Annotated in this window: 16 protein-coding genes; 7 read left to right on the forward strand and 9 right to left on the reverse strand. The window is 51.8% G+C overall.

Features of this window, described 5'->3' with window-relative positions:
* Nucleotides 1-56: 56 nt before the first annotated feature.
* The 3 genes from CRO33_RS05860 to CRO33_RS24390 form a co-directional block, all read right to left on the reverse strand.
* Nucleotides 57-884 carry a Cof-type HAD-IIB family hydrolase gene (locus tag CRO33_RS05860; RefSeq protein ID WP_097117446.1) on the reverse strand — a complete coding sequence of 276 codons (828 nt, stop codon included), beginning with the start codon at nt 882-884 and terminating at the stop codon, nt 57-59.
* Between the two features lie 108 nt (nt 885-992).
* A complete protein-coding gene (locus CRO33_RS05865) occupies nt 993-1,466 on the reverse strand; it encodes an RcnB family protein (protein WP_034828301.1) in 474 nt (157 codons plus the stop codon).
* Nucleotides 1,467-1,568: 102 nt separating this feature from the next.
* A complete protein-coding gene (locus CRO33_RS24390; RefSeq protein ID WP_141399004.1) occupies nt 1,569-2,057 on the reverse strand; it encodes a hypothetical protein in 489 nt (162 codons plus the stop codon).
* A gap of 214 nt (nt 2,058-2,271) precedes the next feature.
* On the opposite strand from CRO33_RS24390, the gene CRO33_RS24545 reads away from it, so the two are divergent.
* The gene (locus tag CRO33_RS24545) at nt 2,272-2,439 is read left to right on the forward strand and encodes a hypothetical protein (RefSeq protein ID WP_176505734.1); all 168 of its coding nucleotides are present in this window, start codon (nt 2,272-2,274) and stop codon (nt 2,437-2,439) included.
* On the opposite strand, the gene CRO33_RS05870 is transcribed toward CRO33_RS24545, so the two are convergent.
* Nucleotides 2,412-2,651: a DUF1272 domain-containing protein gene (locus tag CRO33_RS05870; RefSeq protein ID WP_097117447.1), complete on the reverse strand. Its 240-nt coding sequence runs from the start codon at nt 2,649-2,651 to the stop codon at nt 2,412-2,414. The two genes, CRO33_RS24545 and CRO33_RS05870, sit on opposite strands and share 28 nt — an antisense overlap.
* A 182-nt stretch (nt 2,652-2,833) precedes the next feature.
* On the opposite strand from CRO33_RS05870, the gene CRO33_RS05875 reads away from it, so the two are divergent.
* Nucleotides 2,834-3,937: an AI-2E family transporter gene (locus tag CRO33_RS05875; protein WP_097117448.1), complete on the forward strand. Its 1,104-nt coding sequence runs from the start codon at nt 2,834-2,836 to the stop codon at nt 3,935-3,937.
* Between the two features lie 63 nt (nt 3,938-4,000).
* The gene (locus CRO33_RS05880) at nt 4,001-5,002 is read left to right on the forward strand and encodes an AI-2E family transporter (protein WP_034828294.1); all 1,002 of its coding nucleotides are present in this window, start codon (nt 4,001-4,003) and stop codon (nt 5,000-5,002) included.
* A gap of 1 nt (nt 5,003) precedes the next feature.
* Here the strand turns inward: CRO33_RS05880 and CRO33_RS05885 are convergent, their stop codons facing one another.
* The gene (locus CRO33_RS05885) at nt 5,004-7,703 is read right to left on the reverse strand and encodes a cation-transporting P-type ATPase (protein ID WP_097117449.1); all 2,700 of its coding nucleotides are present in this window, start codon (nt 7,701-7,703) and stop codon (nt 5,004-5,006) included.
* A 739-nt stretch (nt 7,704-8,442) separates the two neighbouring features.
* Between CRO33_RS05885 and CRO33_RS05890 the strand changes: the two genes are divergently transcribed.
* Together CRO33_RS05890 and CRO33_RS05895 are read left to right on the forward strand one after the other, a co-directional pair.
* Nucleotides 8,443-9,066 carry a response regulator gene (locus CRO33_RS05890; RefSeq protein ID WP_034828290.1) on the forward strand — a complete coding sequence of 208 codons (624 nt, stop codon included), beginning with the start codon at nt 8,443-8,445 and terminating at the stop codon, nt 9,064-9,066.
* 7 nt (nt 9,067-9,073) lie between these two features.
* On the forward strand, nt 9,074-12,682 hold the full coding sequence (locus CRO33_RS05895) for an ATP-binding protein (protein ID WP_097117450.1): 3,609 nt from the start codon (nt 9,074-9,076) through the stop codon (nt 12,680-12,682).
* 13 nt (nt 12,683-12,695) lie between these two features.
* On the opposite strand, the gene CRO33_RS05900 is transcribed toward CRO33_RS05895, so the two are convergent.
* Nucleotides 12,696-13,322 carry a response regulator gene (locus CRO33_RS05900; RefSeq protein WP_097117451.1) on the reverse strand — a complete coding sequence of 209 codons (627 nt, stop codon included), beginning with the start codon at nt 13,320-13,322 and terminating at the stop codon, nt 12,696-12,698.
* Nucleotides 13,323-13,586: 264 nt separating this feature from the next.
* Nucleotides 13,587-14,471, reverse strand: coding sequence for an alpha/beta hydrolase (locus CRO33_RS05905; RefSeq protein ID WP_097117452.1), 885 nt, complete (start codon nt 14,469-14,471; stop codon nt 13,587-13,589).
* Between the two features lie 101 nt (nt 14,472-14,572).
* On the opposite strand from CRO33_RS05905, the gene CRO33_RS05910 reads away from it, so the two are divergent.
* On the forward strand, nt 14,573-15,496 hold the full coding sequence (locus CRO33_RS05910; protein ID WP_097117453.1) for a LysR family transcriptional regulator: 924 nt from the start codon (nt 14,573-14,575) through the stop codon (nt 15,494-15,496).
* A gap of 1 nt (nt 15,497) precedes the next feature.
* Nucleotides 15,498-15,851 (forward strand): acyl carrier protein, encoded by a 354-nt coding sequence (locus CRO33_RS05915; protein WP_097117454.1) that lies wholly within the window; start codon nt 15,498-15,500, stop codon nt 15,849-15,851.
* Between the two features lie 287 nt (nt 15,852-16,138).
* On the opposite strand, the gene CRO33_RS05920 is transcribed toward CRO33_RS05915, so the two are convergent.
* Together CRO33_RS05920 and CRO33_RS05925 are read right to left on the reverse strand one after the other, a co-directional pair.
* Complete coding sequence (locus tag CRO33_RS05920) at nt 16,139-17,113, reverse strand: PD-(D/E)XK motif protein (RefSeq protein ID WP_097117455.1); 975 nt, start codon at nt 17,111-17,113, stop codon at nt 16,139-16,141.
* A 1-nt stretch (nt 17,114) separates the two neighbouring features.
* Nucleotides 17,115-19,373 carry a Z1 domain-containing protein gene (locus tag CRO33_RS05925; RefSeq protein WP_097117456.1) on the reverse strand — a complete coding sequence of 753 codons (2,259 nt, stop codon included), beginning with the start codon at nt 19,371-19,373 and terminating at the stop codon, nt 17,115-17,117.
* Nucleotides 19,374-19,376 lie beyond the last annotated feature (3 nt).

The raw sequence follows: 19,376 nt of genomic DNA on the forward strand, positions 1-19,376 counted from the left end.
CTGCATACGCCTCGCGCATCGGCTAAGCAAACAATGAATTAAGTGTCAGATGACGCTCAGAGGCTAAACGGCGGTTTGCCCGCCAGCATCTGTTCGATCACCTGCAGCACGCCCTCTTCATTGTTGCTGGGCGCTTCATAGCGTGCGGCATCTTTCACTTTTTGCGGTGCATTCGCCATGGCGAAGCTAAATCCCGATTGCTGCAACATCTCCAGATCGTTACCGCCATCGCCAAACACCAAAATCTCGCTGCGATCGATGCCCCAACGTTTGCCGAGCAGATCGAGCCCATGGCCTTTGTGATTGCCTGGCACAATCAGATCCACAGATCCGTGGCCGCTGGAGGTCGCTGCGGCCGAACCCTGATGCAGGCGTTCGATATCGGCCATTAACGGTTCAACATAATCATCGGAGAGATTGAGGGCGAACTTGAAGAGTTTGTCATCCGCGACCTCATCGAGGCTGCGAATCGGCTTCAGACGGTGGCAGTAGTGGCGCATCTTCACCAGCCAGCTCTCGTCGAGACCTTCGAAGTAGTAAGCACTTTCACGTCCGCAGAGGATATAACGCAGTTCCGGGTAGTGCCCGTTGTGCAGGGTGTCGAGTACCGCATCGATATCGTCACGGCTGAATGCGCCGCAGAACAGCTCTTCATCGCGATCGATGATCCATGCACCGTTTTCGGCGACGAAGGCAATTTCGCTGGAGATATCGGGGAAGAAGGATTTGAGTTGGTAATATTGATTGCCACTGGCGACCACAAATTTGATGCCGCGCCGTTTCATCTCTTCATAACAAGCCTGAAAACGAGCCCGGTTGTACTGCTTTTTATCGTCGAGAAAGGTGCCGTCCTTGTCTACTGCCACCATTTTTACCACGGTCATCATGACTCCTTAGCGCGTTGTAGGGAAAAAAGGGTCGCATAGAGAATAACCTGGTGAGGGCATAAAGCAGAGAGAAACACGGATGGCCGTAGCCATCCGTGGGGGTGATTAGTTAAATGCGCCGTTCAGCAGCAGCGAGGTGATCACGCCAGTGGCGGCAGCAATCAGGACGTAATTACCGTCAATGTAAGACCAGTACTCACCGCGCGGCGGCTCTGGCAGACGGCGTTCACGCCAGTCATCTACGCGATAGTGCGGGCCACGGAATTCTGGCGGCATCGGGTGACCGCGACGGAAGTCATGGCCGTTCCAGGCGAAGTGATCGCCGTCATGGTGTCCATCTGGGCCACGATGGTCGGCATAACGGTCATGGTGATCCGGGCCACGGTCCGGGCCATGGTTGTAGCCATGATCGGGGCCGCGATCGCCGCCATGGTCAGGGCCGCGCCCATGATCCTGATGCTGGTCGCCGCCGTGCTGCTGCCAGCGCTGGTCGCCCGGGCCATCTGCCCAGGAGACGGAAGAGAACAGTGTGCTGCATGCAATAAGTGACGCAATAAGACTTAATGTTGTTTTTTTCATGATGTTGCCTCCAATGATAACGGCAGTTACTGCGCCGTCGAGAGACACTATTCACCAATCAAAAGCAAAAGAGGATTTCCAAAACTCTTAAAAACCGCAGACTTACATTAAATTACTGCAAATTATCGATTTCTTAACGGTTGTGTCTTTTCTGACATTATCTGGTCTTAAAGTCAGCGGATTCATACTACAGCGGAGAGGAAAGAAACCCGATCGCGAGGATCGGGTGGAGAATGCTATTTCCATAAATTGCATAAAGCGGGTAAACCCTAAAATTGAGGGTAAAACTGAAGCACACAACGCCACATCACTAGCATTGCGGATAAACAATACCATTTTAAAATGCAAAATTCTTTTAAAAACCCCTGCTTTTCGGAAAAAACCGTAAAAATAAAATGGCGCAGAAAAATAATCTGCTGTGCGAGGGATCTGATGCACAAATAAGGTCTGTGCTCTGACCAGAATAGCGGTTTGATAAATTTCGCACCGTCGTGGTGATAGAAACGAACCTGCCCCCAACGATAACCACACAACCACCATTCGATAAAACACTGCTAAATCAATACCATTCCCTTCAACCTGCGTCGGCAAACCCTTTCATTAACCAGACTTCAGCGTTATTCATCAATTTACCCGGCATTAATACGTTAGAATCCTGCAGCACCTCGATTAATTCACAATCGTGATTAATATCGCGCTAAATATAGGGCAGGCTTTAACTCGCTTAATGGATTTTTATTTCAACTTCGATATCAGCGTTAGAATATTACGTTACCGCTGCGATTTATTTCCGAAGGATGGAGTCATGGAAAGAATATTAGTCAGTGCCTGCCTGATGGGATTGACGGTTCGTTATAATGGCAGCGATAAGTTGCTCATCTCTCGCACGCTGCTGCGCCAGCACGGCATTGAAGTCTTCAACGAAGCGCAGTTGCGCGAACTCATTCAGCGTGTCGCGGCAGCCGATAAATGACGCGTGGTCGAGGCCGGATGACGTGCTAACGCTGCGGCCGGGCGCACCGGACGGCGCACCAGTTCTCCCTCACAGTTCGGGCAGCGATGATTCAGCGTAGTTTCCACGCAGTCGACACAAAAGGTACATTCGAACGAGCAGATGCGCGCATCGGGTGAGTCCGGCGGTAAGTCTTTATCGCAGCATTCGCAGTTGGGACGCAGTTCCAGCATGGTTCATCTCCAGTCAGATTTTTCACCATCATCACCGTGTTACCTCAAACGCGCCAGCCCGGTTGCAGACATCAGCAGGACAAATCGGGACATCCGATGTCCGCACGCGTGGCTTAAAAGCATTACATTCCGCTAATCACGTTCTATAGTTCAATCGCCACGTTTACTCACGAGACAATTGAATGCGTATTAAAGGACTTAACTTCGGCTTCTTTATTGTTATTTTGGCGATAGTCACCTACGCCTTTTTTGATGTGCTGACACCATACTTCTCTGCCATTTTTTGGGCAGCCATTCTGGCGGTGATCTTCCATCCGCTGAAGTCATTGCTGCGCCGCAAAATGGGTGATCGTAACGGGCTCGCTGCCTTTGCCACTCTGGCGATCATCTGTCTGATCGTGTTCACGCCATTAGCGATTATCACCTCGTCGATGGTAGTTGAAGTCAATACGGTGTACAGCAAACTGCAGAACAGTTCGTCACAGTTCCCGACGGTGTTTGCCGAATTAATGCAGCACTTACCGAACTGGGCACAGAGTTATCTCGCGGAACACAACCTCAACAATGCCGGCCAGATTCAGCAGAAACTGTCTGAATTTGCCCTCAAAGGCGGCCAATACATGGCAGGCAGCGTGTTCATGATCGGTAAAGGAACGTTCACCTTTACGGTTGGCTTCGGCGTGATGCTGTATCTGCTGTTCTTCCTGTTGAAGGATGGCCCATGGCTGGTGAATCTGATACTGGAAGCACTGCCGCTCTCTACCTATGTGAAGCATCACCTGATGGTGAAATTTGCCGCCGTCTCACGCGCTACCGTCAAAGGCACGGTGGTGGTCGCGGTGGTTCAGGGCGTGTTGGGCGGTCTTGCCTTCTGGTTCACCGGCATTGACGGCAGCTTGCTGTGGGGTGCGTTGATGGCGTTCCTGTCGCTGATCCCGGCGGTCGGTTCCGCCATCGTTTGGGTGCCTGCGGCGATCTTCTTCTTCGCCACCAGCGCGATATGGAAGGGTCTGTTCCTGGTCGGCTTCTTTGTGGTAATCGTCGGTCTGGTAGACAACATTTTACGTCCGCTGCTGGTCGGAAAAGACACCAAAATGCCTGACTACTTGATCCTGATCTCGACGCTGGGCGGCATGGAAGTTTACGGTATCAATGGCTTTGTCATCGGCCCGTTGATTGCCGCGCTGTTTATCGCCTGCTGGAACCTGCTCTCCGGGCGCGACAACCGCGACAATGTCGAGGAGATCGACGAAGAGTTTATTGAAGAGGGGAAATCTCGCGAGTAAGGCCTTTCCCTGTCAGGCGGTTGCTGCACACGGCAACCGCCCGTTTACCGGAGAACTGCATCGATGTACCAGGGTTGGTTAAAATCTTTCGCGCCGCTAGCGCAGGCGCTTATTTTGCTCGCATGTCTGACCCTTGTGCTGTTTGGGCTGCGCCTTGGTGCGCCGCTGATCAACCAGGTGCTGCTGGCGATATTTCTTGCCGTGATGCTCGATCCACTGATTAGCCGCCTGGCGCGACGCGGCATCCCACGTACGCTCTCTTCTCTGCTGGTGATTGTGATTTTGCTGCTGCTGATCGTCATCACCATCATGTCACTTAGCGCCTCCGCGCCCGACCTGATCAAACTCAGCCGTCAGGCACCCAATCTGGTAGCAGCCAAGCTGCAATACCTGACGCTCTCTCTGAGCCAGATGGGCATTGCCCTCACCGCCGATGAGATGCTGAATTTTGTCGATGCCGGTGCGGTGGTGCGCTTTGTCACCTATCAACTGTCGTTAATCCCCGGCCTGCTTTCGTGGTGGCTGATGGTGTTCCTGATGCTGCTGTTTATGCTGATTGAGCTGCCGCTGCTGAAACGCACCCTGCGCGCCAGTAAACAGCACACTGCGCTGTTTATCGCTTTGGAAGAAGGGATTCAGAGTGTGATTGTTTATGCGCGGGTGAAAACGCTGACCGGCCTGCTGGGCGGCGTGATTGTCTGGGGCATGGCGCATCTGCTGGGATTGAAGTTCGCCTTTTTGTGGGGCGTGCTGATGTTTATCTTCAACTACATTCCGGTGCTCGGTTCCTTTCTCGCGGCCATTCCGCCGGTGATACAAACCTTTATCCTGTTCGATACTCAAACCAGCCTGATGATGGTGGGATTCTTTGTGGTGCTGAACCTGCTGCTCAGTTCGGTGCTGGAACCGCTGATGCTCGGCAAGCGCCTCAATCTCACCCTGACCGTGCAGCTGCTGGCCTTCCTGTTCTGGCAAGCGCTGCTGGGCATGACCGGTGCGATACTGGCGATTCCTCTCACCTTCTTGCTGAAAAAAGTCTGGCTGGCACTGCGCCAGCCAGAGTGAGTTATCGGGCGACGCGCCAGCCGCGCGTCAGATGCTTCTCAATTTCCACCAGCACAAATATCCCGGCGCTGACCGCCAGCGAAATAAACCAATATTTAACCGGCAGTGGCTCGGTGCCAAACAGCGTATTCATCAGCGGCAGATAAATAATCATCGCCTGCAGCGCCACCAGCACCAGCGTCACCAGCCAGATACCGCGATTTTTCAGCAAGCCAGCATCCAGTGAGAAGCTATTGCTATTGCGGCAGTTGAGCATATACGCCCACTGGGCAGTCACCAGCATCTGCAACAGCACCGTGCGGATAAACTCCGGCGAATAACCACGCGGCTGCAACCAGGCTTCCAGTACAAAGGCGCTAATCGAAATCAGTAACCCGACAAAAACCACTCGCCAGATGGCGTAACCATCCATCACATGGCTGCGTACGTTACGCGGCGGCCGACACATGATATTACGCTCGGCGGCTTCGAATGCCAGCCCAAATGAGAGTGTTGCTGAGGTCGCCATATTCATCCAGAGAATCTGCACCGGCGTCAGCGGTAATAGATTGCCCATCAGAATGGCGATGATGATCAACAGCCCCTGCGCGAGGTTGGTCGGCATCACAAACAGGATAGTTTTCTTCAGGTTATCGTAAACGCGACGCCCCTCTTTCACCGCCGCCGCGATAGTCGCGAAGTTATCATCCGCCAGAATCATATCCGCCGACTCTTTGGTCACCTCGGTGCCTTTGATGCCCATGGCGATGCCGACATTGGCCTGTTTCAGCGCAGGGGCATCATTCACGCCATCGCCGGTCATCCCGACGATCTCCCCGCTCTCTGCCAGCGCTTTCACCAGACGCAGCTTATGTTCCGGGCTGGTGCGTGCGAAAATGTCGTACTCACGAGCCGCTTTGCCCAGTTCCGCATCATCCATGTGCTCCAGCTGATAGCCGGTGACGGCGCTGTCACTGTTGCCGATGCCTAACATCTGACCGATGGCCATCGCCGTTTCCGGGTGATCGCCGGTGATCATTTTGACGCGAATCCCGGCCTGCTGGCAGTCGCGTATGGCGGTAATCGCTTCCGGACGAGGCGGATCCATCATGCACGCCAGACCCAGCATCATCATGCCCTCGCGCAGATCGGCGTGATCGATCTGCTGTCGGCCTTCCGGTAGCCAGCGCCAGGCGGCGGCCACGGTGCGCAACCCTTCGCTGGCATAAGTGGTGATTGCGGCGTTCCAGTAATCACGATCAAGCGCTTCGGCGCCGTTTTCGCCTTGCTGCTGCTGGCACAGCGCGAGCAGCACATCCGGTGCACCGGTCAGCAGCAGACACGCCTTGCCATCAATCAAACAGCTCACGGCCATGTATTTGTAGGCCGAGTCAAACGGCAGCTTGCTCAGTACCTGCACGGATTCCGAGTTGATGCCCGCTTTCGCCGCCAATACTTTGAGCGCGCCCTCGGTGGGGCCACCGACAATCCCCCAGTGCCCCTGATTATCCTGCCTCAGTTGGCTCTCGTTGCAGATATCTACCGTCTGTAAAAAGCCGTTGAGCAGCGCCTCATCACGCTGGCCGCTTTCCAGATGAAACTCCCCTTTCGGCTCATAGCTGTTGCCACTGATGCGCCAGTGACTGTTGGCCAGCACCAGCGCTTTCACCGTCATTTCGTTCATGGTGAGCGTGCCGGTTTTATCGGAGCAGATCACCGACATGGCGCCGAGAGTTTCGACCGTTGGCAGCTTACGAATGATGGCGTGATTGCGCGCCATCGACTGCACGCCGAGTGAGAGAATGATTGAGATAATCGCCGGTAAACCTTCTGGCACCGCCGCGACCGCCAGGCTGATCACCGCCAGCAGCAACTCCGCCAGCGGGATGTCGCGCAGCAGATAACCGAACACGAACAGCGCGGCCATCATCAGCAAAATGATGTAGAAAATCGCCTTACCGAGTTTTTCAATCTGCACCAGCAATGGCGTTTTTGCTTCTTCGATGGAGGAGATCATCGCGTTGATGTGCCCCAACTCGGTATCACCGCCAGTGGCGATCACCACACCTGCGGCAGTGCCAGAACTCACCGTAGTACCGGAATAAGCCAGATTCAGCCGATCGCCGAGCGACTTTTCGCCTTCCAGCGCATCGCTTAATTTGGACACCACCGTGGATTCCCCAGTGAGGATGGCTTCTTCTACCCGCAAATTGTGCACGTCGAACAAACGCAGATCGGCAGGGATTTTGTCGCCAGGACGCAGCAACACCACGTCACCGACCACCAGCTCTTCGGTCGGTACCGTCATCTGCCGTCCATCCCGCAATACCATCGCTTCGTTCGACAGCATGTTCTGAATGCTTTTCAATGACTTCTCGGCGTTACTTTCCTGGATAAATCCAATCAGTGCATTGATGACAGCAACGCCGAGAATGACAAAGGTATCCACCCAGTGGCCCATCACCGCGGTAATCAGCGCTGCCGCCAGCAGGATGTAGATCAGCACATCTTTAAAATGCGCCAGAAAGCGCATCAGCAGTGATTTTTCGGCTTTCTGTGGCAGCACGTTGCGCCCGTTAGCCGCCAGACGCGCCTGCGCCTCTTCGGTCGGCAAGCCACTGGGCGAGCTGTTTAAACGGATAAAAGCGCTGGCACTGTCGAGCTGATATAAGGGTCGATCAGATGAATCCGATCGATCTGGACGAAAAGGAACAACGGTCATATTTCACCCCGTGCGGTTGACAATAAAATGGAAAAAGGAGAGTAAAAACAAAAGCCCAGTTTAATATTGTTTATTTGTAACGAGATGACCGGGGTCATGTTTTGGTTAATTAGACCGTTAATTAACATCGCTAATAACCATTCAGTGTTGAATTAATCACACTCTGGAAATCAGAGGTGATGATGCTTTATTTACCGATAAAAAATCACAACAAAAACATAAATTTAATCATTTAAAACAGCATATTGGTCCAACTTCACTTGTTTATTTATGCAAGGTTACTTACTGGCATGACTATGAGTTTAGTGACATTTTATGACGTTACTCTTAGGATCACATAAATAACTTTACCTTCAGGTAAAATTAAACCCAATCTAAACAAGGTCACACTTCGTCTTTCCGACGCGAGACTCTGATTTCTCTTCTCGCCCCGATAAGACCACTACCTGCACACCTTAACATTTACCCACAGTGATAACTTTTTACTGCTTTCACGTCGAAATCATCACCTTAACACCCAGTGACATCACTGAATTTAAAAGACTCACCGCATAATTAGAAAACTGATTAAAAACCATAGTGAATATATAAATAATCCGTCAGGTCATGATATTTATTGCATCAGGAAAACCTTACAAAATAATTATTTGCGCCATTTAAACTTTACTCTTAAAATCTGCTAACCAATAAAACCAATCCTTATGAATATTCCATTCACCGCAATAAACAGGACAGCCATATGAAGGAAGTTCTTATCGTTGATGACCATCCGGTGGTTCGGATGGCATTAAGACTGCTGCTTGAAACGGACAACATGAATGTGGTGGGCGAAACGGATGACGGATTTGAAGCATTAGCGCTAACCAAAAAACTGTCGCCGGATTTGATCATCGTGGATATCGATATGCCCTCTTACAACGGCATCGATCTGGTACAGAGGCTGCGCCACAACGGCTTTAACGGCGGCATTCTGGTGCTGACCGGCAAGGACGTTGACCACTACATCAAGCGCAGCGCCACTGCCGGTGCCGATGGTTTTATTAGCAAGCGCAATAACATGACCGAATTGCACGATGCCATTCGCGCGATTAATGCCGGTTATGGCTTCTTTCCTTTAAATCGCCGACGTCAGGGTTTACCGGATGATATTCAGGAAGACAAAAATAAAATTGCCGGCCTCTCCAGTAAAGAATTGCAGGTGCTGGTGTATTTATCCAAAGGAATGAAAGTGGTGGAAATGGCACAGCGGATGAAAATCAGTGATAAAACGGTAAGCACTTACAAACGCCGATTAATGGAAAAGCTCGACATTCAAAATATGGTCGGCCTTTACGAGTTTGCCAAACGCAATAATATCGCCTGACAGAGTGATGGTTAAATTACTCCTCCTGATTGGCCTGATGCTCTGCCTGATGAGCCAGCCAGTCAGGGCTGAAGATCCCCGCATCATGCAGTTGGTCAGCCGTGAACAAAATGTCCTGCTGACCTTTGATCTCCCCGACAACGACTGGCGCTGGCTGGGCGAAAAGCGCGAAGTCAGCGTTGCGATTTACGCGCCTGAAAATCCGCCGTTCGATATGGTCATCGATGCCAACACGCTGGAAGGTATCTCCGCCGACTACACCGCTTTAGTTCTGCATTACCTCGGTTTACACATCAACACGCACTATTACAGCAGTCGCAGTGCGGCGCTCGATGCGCTGCAGCAAGGCAAGGTCGATATGCTGGTGGACAGCGCGGGCAGCCCGGAACCCACTGGCGCAGAGCTATTATTAAGTACCCCGTTTGCCTCTGATTACCCTGCGATGGTGTCACGCGATAACATCATGTCTGAAATGAGTGATGATAATTCGCCGATGCAGATCGCCATGCCGCGAGGCTACCTGAGCGACGCCTGGATCGAGGCGCGCTATCCGGAAGCGAAAATCACCCGCTATCCTTCTGCGCTCAGTGCGTTGGCGTCATTAGCCTTTGGCGAAAACGACTACTTTATTGGCAATCTCAACACCGCCAATTACCTGATTGAACGCAACTACGCCTCGACGCTCTCCGTGATACGCATTTTTGAGCCCACCGATGCTGGACCGCGCTTTGTCTTTCCCATCCGCAATGCGCCACTGTATCGGGGCGTCAATGCGGTGCTGAATGCCATTCCCTTGCAGCAGCACAAAGCCATCTTCCATCAATGGGTGCAAAGCATGCCGCCGATGATGGCGGCGGCGCCTCTGCAACTCACTGACCGTGAGCGACGCTGGCTGGCTCAGCATCAGACGCTGCGCGTGGTGATGAACCCGCTCGATGCGCCTTTCACGCTAAAAGATCGGCACAACAAATTTAACGGTATGACTGCAGACTTACTGCGTTTGATTCATCTGCGCACCGGTATCGACTTCACCATGATCGAAGCCTCTTCCGTCAACGCAATGTTCGACCGGCTCAGCCGCCATGAAGTTGAGCTGGTTGGCTCGCTGGCCCACAGCCCGCAGCGTGAAGCGCGCGCCCTCTTCTCCCGCCCTTACGTGCTGCCGCCGTATGTGCTGGTGAGCAAAAACACGCTGGGTGCGCCCAAATCACTCAATGACACCGACACGCTGGCGATTACGCCCCAGCATGAGCTCACCGGCTGGCTGACGGAAAATTTCCCCCACATCAAGTTGGTCACCGTTGAGAACGCCAGTATTGCACTACAGATGGTGAATGAAGGTCGGGTGGATAGCGCGGTGAATAACCTGATTGCCGCGCGCTACATGATCGATCGTTACTTCAGTAATCGCCTGCAGATTGTCTCGCGCCTCGGGGAAAATCCCGCGCGGATCGCCTTTGCCGTAGGGCGCGATAACCCGGAACTGCTGAGCATCCTGAACAAGGTGCTGGCGACCATCCCGCCGCGCGATATCTCGCTGCTGGCGATGAAATGGCAGGGCACGCCCGATGTCAAACTCGACACCTGGATGGCCTATCGACACGAGTTTTACTGGCTGGCGGGAATCTTCGCGGTGCTGGTGATCACCTCACTGTTCTGGAACTACCATCTGCACCGCGCGGTGCGTCAGCGTAAAGAGGCGCAGGCGCGACTGCAGGAACAGGCCACCTTCCAGAAAACCCTGTTCAACGGCACGCCGGTGCCGATTTACGTCATTGACCACAAAGGCGAGATGACCAACAAAAATCCGGCCTGGAGCCAGTTCTTCAACGATGCACACTCCAATATCAGCCAATTGCCGCTCAGCGACAGCGCGCATCCGTTGCACGCTATTTGCCAGGCGCAAATGGCCTTACTGGCGGAACAAACGTCAATGGAGATGACACCACAGCGCGGCCAGATCGATAACGGCCACGAACTGCGTGATGTCATCCACCGCGCAGTGGCGTTTCGCGATAATCACGGCAACATCGCCGGAATGATTTGCAGCTGGCAGGATGTGACGGAACATGAACAACTGACCCGCGATCTGCTGCAGGCCAGCGAGCGCGCCGAACAAGCTAACCGCACCAAAAGTACCTTCCTCGCCACTATGAGCCACGAAATCCGCACGCCGATCAGCGCGATTATTGGCTTACTGGAGCTGGCGGTCGCCAATCGTCTGCAACAACCGTGCGATAAAGAATCGGTGCGCGTCGCCTATGAATCCGCGCAATCGCTGATGGGGCTGATTGGCGATATCCTCGACATGGCGAAAATCGAATCGGGCAAGCTGGAACTGTCGCCGGAATGGGTGCGCTTCGATACGCTGGCCGAACCGGTGGTGCGCGTGTTCGAAGGGCTGGCGCGCCAGAAAGGATTGCTGCTGCACTATCAGATTGATGTGCTGCATCCAGATGAACTGCTGCTGGATCCGATGCGTCTGCGGCAAATCCTTTCCAACCTGATCAGCAACGCCATCAAATTCACCGAGCGCGGCACGGTGGAAGTACAAGTGCGTAGCAAACCTGGAGAAGGCGATCGCGCTACGCTGGAACTCACGGTGCAGGATACCGGCATCGGCATCAGCGAAGAGGATCAGCAACTGATATTCAATCCTTACGAACAGTCCGCATCGGGCAAAAAACAGCGCGGCACCGGACTTGGATTGGCGATTTGCGAACAAATGGTGGCGATGATGGCGGGCAGCCTGACGCTGCACAGCCAGCCGGGGCGCGGCACCCGCATCTGCGTACGCATTCCGGTAGATTGCCGTGAAGCGGTCAGCGTGCCAGTGGAACCGATACGCCAGCAGGATGCCTGTGGCCTGCCGTTAACCATCCTGACGGTGGATGATCATCCCGCCAACCGCCTGCTGCTGAAACGCCAGCTCACCCGACTGGGACACAAAGTGATCGAAGCCGAGGATGGCGAACAGGCGCTGTGGCTGTGGCAGGAAAACCAGATTGATTTGGTGATCACCGATTGCAGCATGCCGGTGATGGATGGCTTCACCCTGACGCGCGAACTGCGTAAAAAACAACGCGAGCCGCTCACCATTATGGGACTGACCGCCAACGCACAGCCGGAAGAGCGTTCCCGCTGCCTCGAAGCAGGCATGGATGACTGCCTGTTCAAACCGTTGCGCCTGCCGCAGCTGGAAGCACTGCTGCAAAGAGTGCCGCGCCCGACTGTTGTGCCCTATCCCGGCCATGTCGCACTGAATCATCTGCTCGACCTCAACGCCCTGCGCGAACTGGCTCATCAGGACAACGAGATGCTGCAGCGCCTGCTCAGCGCTACCCGCGATGAAAATTTGCATGATATGCAGGTTGCCTGCGCCTGTTTCGACAATCGCGACTGGCCCGCGCTGGAGCGCAGCCTGCACCGTCTGGCAGGTTCGGTGCAGATCATCGGCGCAGTCTCGATTGCCGATCAGTGCCGCGAATTAGAGCAAGCCTGTAGCGCCCCAGCCGATGAACGCCATCTCGGCCAGATGCTTGATGAAACGCTGGGCTGCGTGCATGTGTTGAATCAGGCTATCGAAACCTTTCTCAAAGACGAGTTCAGCGCATGATATGCCCAGCGCCTCAATCCAGGTTGTGCCGCTGGGCAAAATCGAGCACATCCACCAGGTTCTTTAACTCCAGCTTCATCATCAGCCGGCTTTTATAGGTGCTGACGGTCTTATCGCTGATGTTCATGCCTCGCGCAATATCCACCACTTTCTCGCCGCGCGCCAGCTGCCGCAATACATTCAGCTCTTTGGGCGACAGTTCGTCAATTTTGCGCTGGTCGCTGTTTTCATCCTCAAGATGCAAGCCCTGACGCGCACAATTCATCGGGAAAAAGGCATATCCTTTGCTGATAGCGCGAATCGCATCTCTCAGCTCGGTTAACTCTTTGCACTTACTGATAAATCCGTTGGCACCCGCTATGGCACAGCGACGGATATAGTGCTCGCTGTCTTTGCCGGAGAGCACCAGAATGCCTCTCTTGTGCCCGCTCTGGCGCACACGCTTGATGACATCGATACCGTTGAGCACCGGGATATCGATATCAATAATCACTAAATCCGGCTGCAGTTTTTTCACAAACTTTATAGCCTGAATGCCATCGCCCACTTCACCTACGACTACCCGATTATCTTCTTCAAGCAGTATCTTGAGCGCTAATCGCGTGATTGGATGATCGTCAACAATCAGTACCTTTTCCATTTTTCACCCCGTCCCGCGCATTGACCGATAAAGTAGAGCGGCTGGGTGAATTGACGTGCGTCATTAACCGTCAGGCATCAGCTTCAAATTGACTCTCCCTTGTCTCGCCAGCCACCACTCTCCGAAAACGATCCCTTAACGGTTATATCGGTGGATGTGGGGATCGCTAAAATAAATGCGTGTGGGGTGTGATGGGACGGGAATGTGAGGAGGGATTTGTGCCCGGCCAGAATTGCGGGAATCACTGACCGGGCACGCGAAGTGTTACTGATGCTGGCGAATAAAGCTGGCGGCGGAATCCAGTGCGTGAAGCGCGGCATCCAGGCGGATATCCCGTTGAAACACGTGGTGCATGCCTTGAAAGATATCCAGCTGCACTTCACCGCCCTGTTCAGCTAATTGAGCCGCTAAGCGCGTGGCGTCATCCAGCAACAGTTCTTCGGTGCCAACCTGAATCATCAGCGGTGGTAAGTGGCTGTATTGCGCCAACAATGGCGAGGCGCGTTGATCCTCCGCCGATGCGCCCTGCAAATAAGCCGCAGCAGCATCCCGCAGGATCGATGGCTGGAAAATCGGATCGCGTGTGCTGGGATCATTAAACGAATCGCCGCTGAAGGTCAGATCGGTCCATGGCGAAAACAGCACGGCAGATCGGATTTTATGCACCAGCTGATGATGTTGTAGCGCCACCAGTGACAGCGCAGCACCGGCTGAATCCCCAACCAGCGCGATATGTTCAATGCCGCTGTCGACTAGCCCGTTTAATATCTCAATCACCCTGTCCGGCGCGGCCGGGAATGGATGTTCCGGTGCTAGCGGATAGTCCAGCACAAAGGTTGAATAGCCGGTGCGCATCGCCAGCTGGCTGGCGAATCCGCGATAGGCCTGCGCGCTGCCAAGCATATATGCCCCGCCATGGATGAACACGATAACCTGCTCGGTACGCGTCTCCTGCGGATACAGCCACCAGCCAGAATCCGCGACGTGCTCACAGTGCACGACTGCTGCCAGCGGTGTCTCTGCAGTCATCTCGTAATAATACTCGCGCATTGTGCCGCTAAAGTGCTCGCGATGCGCTTGCTGCTCGGCCAGTGATTGCTGCACCTGCAAACGGTCGTGATCGGTTAAGGAATGCTGTGTCTTGTTCATAAGTTGCTCCGGTAAAAGGGTGAGAAGCAACCTTATGCCATTCCAATTTCTGCAACTAGCTGGCTTAATGGAATACCATCTATTCCTATCAGGACTACTGAGTGGATCGACTTGATGCTATCCGGCTGTTTCTGCGCGTGGTCGAATGCGGCAGTTTCTCCGCCGCCGCCAAAGAAGCCGGTATCGGCCAATCTGCGGTCAGCAAACAGATCGCCGCGCTGGAGAAGCAGTTCAATCATCCGTTACTGAAACGTTCCTCACGCGGCATCGCCTTAACTGACTCAGGCCGAACCTTTTATGACGGCGCACTGCGCCTGCGTGATGAATTCGACCAGCTAGAATTAAACGTTAAATATGGCGCAGATGAACCGGCTGGCGCGCTGCGCATCTCAGTGGCACCGGTGTTTGGCCGCTTCTACATCGTGCCGCGTCTGCCCGCGCTACTGGCGCGCTATCCTGCGCTGAATGTGGAGCTGCGCGTCTCCGAGCGACATGTGGATTTGATTGAAGAAAATATCGATGTCGCCATCCGCCACGGCGAACTGCAGGACTCGGCGCTGACACAACGCAAGCTGGCTGATAGTCCGCTGATCACGGTGGCTAGCCCGGATTATCTGGCGAAGTATGGCGTACCCGCCTCACCTGCTGAACTGAGTGAGCATCAGTGCATCTCGTTTAATGCCGGACGCGGCATGCATCCGTGGCGGTTTGTGGATGAGCACGGTAAGGCGATTACGCTGATGCCTCAAGGGCGGTTTCAGAGTAATGATGGTGAGCAACAGCGTGCCGCGGCGCTGGCGGGGTTGGGCATTACGCAGTTTCCTGCCTGGCTGGCGGGACCGGATTTGGCATCGGGGGCGTTGGTGCCGGTGCTGAGGGAGTTTGCGGTGGGATCGATGCCGGTGAGTGCGGTGTTCGCAACAAAGCAGACGGCTAATAGTAAGGTAAGGGTGTTTGTGGAGTATTTGCTGGGGACGTTGGATGAGGATTTGCCGTTGGTGGCTGGGGTGAATCGGGGAGGTTAGTGTGAAGCCTACTTTGGAAGAGGTGATTGAGTTTGTGCGTGAGTTTTCGGGGGATCACAAGTCTGTGATCACTGAGCATACCCGGCTGGATGCTGATCTGGGTATTACCGGAGATGATGGAGTTGAGCTGCTGGAGGACGCGGAGAAGAGGTTTGGGGTTTCGTTTGTGACCGAGGAGAGATCGATTCATGAGACTTTTGGGCTTGGGGATAATGAGTATCTGTTTAATTCGGAGGGGCTGGATTTGTTGGGGATTGGGCGGTTAGTGAGTTGGTTGAGGAAGGAGCCACGTCCGGTGGTGAGGGATTTGAGTGTGGGGGAATTGTGGCGGGTTTTGGGAATGGTGAAACTGTAAGGTGCGAAGGCCGGACTCGACTTTCACTCCTAATAGACTGATATTATCGAAATTTACAAGCAGGAATAAATGGCCATACCCGAGGTTTTCCCACAAGATGAAATCCGTATAAAATATAGACATTGCGAGCGGGTATAAAGCCATACCAGCAGAACGCTGATATGGCGATCAAAACAAATTTTAATTTTATTAAAGATTTTATCATCGACACTGAAGTTTCAATAATCTTGATTATTTGCCACTAATAACCAAAATAGAAATTATCTGCTTTAATTTATAACTATCTGTCACAATACAGATTCAAAAATGTCGCACAATGATGGCAAAGCACTTTTTTTAAGTGAGGACGATGTAGCCGTAAGATCTGCGGTAAACCGAATTGCCATCACACGCGGATCATTTGGTTTTTCAGGCCTTGGAACGTCATCCATTGCGTACACAATGACATTACGTTCGGCATAAGAGATATCAAACCGCTTATCCAGTTTTTCAGAAAAATCTCCCCCCAAAGCTTTAGCCAAATTTTTCCAAAGCTTCAGCTTTAGTGCCGATGAATGCTTGACTTCCATTTCAATCAAATTCGCAAGATCAATCAAACCGAATCCTGCGGTCAAAGGTTGTAATAGCAATGACGTAACATAACCAATTCCTTGTTTGGGGTTCATCAATTGTTCAAGTGAAAAGGTATGAAGCCTAGCTGATTGCATGGAAGCCTTCACCTCAAGGCATCCATGCTCCCATGAGAAATCAAAGCGATCGAATGGATCTTCGTGCCAACTTGCCATGGCGCCCGTAATGTTGCCGCTATTTGCGATTACGTAAAGTTCGCCCCACATACCCAGAACGTCTTTCCCACTTGGCTGAGAGAGGGACCTGAAAAGATCCACTAGTTTCTGAATACAAGTATTCAACTCTCGCGTGCCAGAATTTACAGGAAGTTCCTCGATCGCAGCGCTGAAACAACGCACAAATATTTCATGAAGTTCTGTCACAGCGCCATCGCAAGAAACGAGGGCAAATTGATCCTGTAGCACCTTATCATCGGTATGAATTCTGCAAGTAGCATGAAACTGCGCACTCAAATACCTGAACTGCATACTAGGGCTATATTGTGCCTCGCTGGCATCATGCAATAAAAAAATGGGGGAGCCATCAGAGCCTTTTGCGAGAAAATCATTACGGTGTGCGGATAAGGGGACCGCCGTAAAAATCGTCTCTGACGTGGCACAGGGCAAATTTAAGAAATTATCGAAGATACTCATACTAACAGCGCTCCTCGATTAGTAAATCCGTCCTCAACTTGCTTGGCACATGTAATGCAAACCAAGTTATATTTTTAATATCGGCACTAACGGAGTCACGCAGCGTCGTACCTAAATTGAATCGACGTAGCTGAATAGAGACACGTTCATTAGAGCAAAAACTCCTGTCATTAACAGTGTCTGCACTTTGGCTGAAATATTGGTTAATTGGTGCAAAGCGGTGCTTAGCTTCTACACCACGTCCAGTGGATCGTGTTCGATAACCCGCCACTAAGTTGTTCATAAGAAATACATCGGCCTTGAGATCTGGACTCTTCCTGAGAAGTGCTGCTATCGCGAGCAACATCGCACTATGTTCCTCAGCATCTGAGGGATCTTTAACTTTTACCTCAAGCAGAAAATCTTGAAGCACCGATTTTAACGGGATAGGGTCAAACATGAAGTGCGGTGATAAATTTTTACCGCCTTTTAATTGAGAAAATTCTGCTGCGTTAATAGGTGCACCATATTCAGCAGTCCATTTCTTTACCACGCAAGAAAGCAACTCTCGATTGGCTATAACAGCATCATCATCCCTTTGCAGAACATCAGGCACCATCCAGCCATTGGCTGGAATACGACGCGTACCGAGTCCAATTACGTTCGCACGAGTAGCCTTAAGCATGGATGTGAGCACAAAATCTCGGCGCCAGTCAGAAAGAGGTTTGCCCCGCGAATTCTCTAAGGCCTCTCGAACAAACTCCTCATGCTCTACATACTCGGTGAAAGCATCGCTCACATTCCGCTGAACAAAAACACGACAGAGCCCCAAGTATGATTTCTTATATCCGAAAAACCGAGCTCGCTGCTGCAGAGTATCTGCTGCAGGTGAAGTACCTAAGGGACGTGGCATATAGGTCACGCAAAGGCCTTCGATTGTATAACCTCGATCTAGCTTAGCGCCGCCCACTAGAATCCAGTATGGCGTGGCTTTCCAGTCAATATTTTTCTCCGCATCCTTAGTTCCATTGACCACGACATGATTCATTTCGCTGAATACTTCATCAACCATTGCGGAAATCAAGTCACTCAATGGTTTAATTTTGGGATATGTTTTTTTAAGCGAATCATATTCCGATTGAAACATCTGAGTCACAGCATCGATTTTATTAATATATTGCTTTTCGACGAATGACTTTAGCGTCTTTAAGGACTTATCAAGCCAATCCTTATAATGAGTATGGGAAGTGGTCGCCATCGCCGGATGAATCATCATTGAGCGGTTTCTGTCTTTCTTTCGCTCACGCGTCAACGCATGATGAGCACATGCTAATAAGAAGTAACGTAAGGCACTCAGTAAACTTTTAGGTGACGCTTTCAATATATTCGTGGGTCCGGGTACTTCCTCTGATGGAATGTCTCTGACGAGGGGGGTATTCTTTCCGAAGAAAGACTTTCCACCTGTATAAGCCTCACCAGGTGTCACCAGCTCTGCAAACGAAGCATTCAGTAAATCAGTTTGTGCCAATAGAAGATTTGCTTGTGGTGTAGCTGTGTACTGCAGATATGAATGATGTGGGAGTTTGTCACGTAGCTTACAAATTTTTTCGTAGGTCGTACTCATTTCTGAAGGTGCAATTTTACCACTACGAATCTTAGCCGACTTCGTATTTAAACTTGCCTGGTCACTCTCATCATCAATAACCAAAGATGGAACATCTGATACCGACAACTTTTTAACTAAAGTAGCTAAATTTTCCAGATGGCCACCATGTTTGAGTACGGTAACTAAAATGGCTTTTTTTGTAGGTTTTTTCTTCCAAGCAACAAGTTTATCTTCGATCTGTCTTTTAACGTTATCGGTGGGATTGGAATAGTGATACCAATTCTCTCCATCATCGATACCAAGGTCTTTCTTCAAGCGATTTTCAGATTGATCACGAAGGTTATTCTTCGTACCTGCTAAAACAATTACAAGTCCATAACCGTTATCTCGCGCTAGAGAAATTACTGTTTCGAAAGATAATGTTTTGCCGCTTTGCACATAACCCACTACTAATCCAGTTTCTCTCCCTGAGGGCTCTGTCGGAGGCAAGCAACGACCAAGAATTCTTTGTGCTTCTTGAAGCACAGAGTTCATACCATCAGTTAAATCCTCGTAGCTAGGACCATTAGGATCATTGGATTTGCTTCGAAGAAAATCCTCAGTAATGTCTTTTTTTTCCGGCACCCAACGTAAAGGTGGTTGAAGAGTTTTTAAGATTTCGATAGAGGTTGCCATATT

The sequence above is a fragment of the Pantoea sp. GL120224-02 genome (assembly GCF_900215395.1).
Classification (GTDB): Bacteria; Pseudomonadota; Gammaproteobacteria; order Enterobacterales; family Enterobacteriaceae; genus Pantoea; species Pantoea communis.